Annotated in this window: 1 protein-coding gene and 1 pseudogene; both read right to left on the reverse strand. The window is 68.3% G+C overall.

The window, feature by feature from the left end; genetic code table 11:
• A pseudogene (locus AB0E77_RS34130) lies at positions 1-782 on the reverse strand (Fe-S oxidoreductase); the annotation flags it as partial.
• A 140-nt stretch (positions 783-922) separates the two neighbouring features.
• Complete coding sequence (locus AB0E77_RS34135) at positions 923-1798, reverse strand: AfsR/SARP family transcriptional regulator (protein WP_361578888.1); 876 nt, start codon at positions 1796-1798, stop codon at positions 923-925.
• Between the last annotated feature and the right edge of the window lie 402 nt (positions 1799-2200).

A 2200-nucleotide genomic window follows, 5' to 3' on the forward strand; every position in this document is an offset into this window, starting at 1 on the left:
GCACCCAGCGCCGTACCGCCCTTCGCATCCCGCTTGAACCAGATGTTCGGGAACGCCAGGAACCGGTGCCACGCCACACCCATGTCGGTCTTCAGCGAAATGACGATCATCCAGACGAAGGACGTCGCGATCTTCAGGAACGCGGCGCAGCGGACCAGGTCCTCCAAGGTGGCCGGGTTCATCTCCTGGAACCGGTCCACCAACGGGTAGGAGACGAAGTAGGAGGCCTCGTAGCCGTCCACGTGGTGCAGGGCGCCCTCGAGGGCGTGCAGCACCAGGATGCAGGTGCCGACGATGACGATGACGGTCTCGATGAAGTACGCCTGGCCGGTGTTGGAGCCCGTGAAGCGGGACTTGCGGCCCGGGGCCGTGGGCCGGCTCAGCTGCCGGACGACGATCAGCGTGAGGATGCCGAGCACCGTCGTCGCGCTGAGGAACTCGACGAAGACGTTGTACGGCGCCCAGTCACCGAGCACCGGCAGCACCCAGTCGGCCTGGAACAGCTGGCCGACGGCGTTGACCAGCGTCACCAGCAGGGCGTAGAAGCCCACGGCGACGAACCAGTGCGCGAAGCCGATGAGGCCCCAGCGGTTCATCCGGGTGTGAACGAGGAACTCCCGGACCAGAGTCACCGTGCGTCGGTAGGGGTTGCCGGTCCGGAGTCCCGGTGGGGCGGGCTGGCCGAGCCGTACCAAGCGGTAGATCTGGTGGACGGCCCGGAAGAACAGCGCGAAGCCGACCACGATCAGGGCCAGTGACACGACGATCGCGACGAGTTGCATGGACGGGCTCCTCAAACCGGCGAAAGTCAGCTACTAAGCGGTAGCTTTTCGTTGTGGTCGGAGCCTACCCACGTACCGCGTCGCCCACAGCCGAACCGTGGTGATCCCTGCCGCACCGGCGCCCGCGAGCGGGCGCCGGTTCACGCGGAGCGGACGCCGCCGCCCACGCGGGCGGAGGAGACGGGAACCGTGGAGGGCATCTGGTGCTCGGCCGTCAACGGGGTCTCGGGAGCCGCCACCAGGATCGACTGCTGGAGCCGGCGCAGCCGGGCCGAGGGCTCCAGCCCCAGGTCCCGTACGAGGGTGCTGCGCAGCCGGTGGTAGACGTCGAGGGCCTCGCCCCGTCGGCCCGAGCGGTGCAGCGCGAGCATGAACTGGGCATGCAGGTTCTCGTGGGACCAGTAACGGCTCGTCAGCACGGTGAGTTCGGCGAGCAGCTCGCGGTGCCGGCCGAGGCGGAGGTCGGCCTCGATGCGCTGATCGAGGGCGCACAGCCGGCTCTCCTCCAGCCGCTTGGCCTCCATCTCCAGCCGCGCGCCGATCTGCACGTCGGCGAGGGCCGAGCCGGTCCACAGGGCCAGCGCCTCACCCAGCAGACGCGAGGCGTCCTTGAAGCCCCCCGCGTCCATGGCCCGGTAGCCCATGCCGGCCAGCCGCTCGAACTCCCTCACGTCGCTGGTACCGCCGCCCGAGACGAGCATGTACCCGCCGGAGGCGGTGACCAGGACGTCCTTGGCGCTGCGCCGGGGAGCCGAAGCGGGATCGGCCTCGGGCGCCTCCTGCTCGAGCGCCTGGCCGATGAGGTCGCGCAGTTGCAGCACGTAGGTCTGCAGGGTGGTGCGCGCACTGCGGGGCGGCTGGCCCGCCCACAGTTCGTCGATGAGAGCGGAGACCGGCACCACCTGGTCGGCGTGCAGCGCCAGAAGGGCGAGCACCTGCCGGGGCTTGGGTGCAGTCGGGGCGATGGAGACCCCGTTCTCCCTGACGTCCAATATGCCCAGTACGTCGATCTGCACGCCGTGCCCCCTAGGTGAGTGTGCTGCGATCCGGCACCTCAGGAGTAAAAAACAGCCCAGATGGTTTGTCAATACCAAACCGATCGCGCTGTTTCCCGGGATCCTAGGGCAGTTTCGGGACTGCTGCACTATGCAAGCTTCTGACCTGCTGCTTTACCAAAGCCGAAGGCGCCGGAAACCAGCGAGCGCACAGGCGTTCATCGAACGCTCGCAGCAACTCCCCTGGAGGAAACGGGCGAAGCCGAGGGCACGGCAGCCACTCCCACACGGAATAACCGACCTCACGCGCGGTTGCCGTGCCCCGCCATCACTGCGGCGGGTTGCCGTGCTTGCGGGAGGGCAGGTCGGCGTGCTTGGTGTGGAGCATCGCCAGGGAGCGGATGAGGACCTCGCGGGTCTCGG

Source organism: Streptomyces sp. NPDC032940 (assembly GCF_040636935.1).
Lineage (GTDB): Bacteria > Actinomycetota > Actinomycetes > Streptomycetales > Streptomycetaceae > Streptomyces.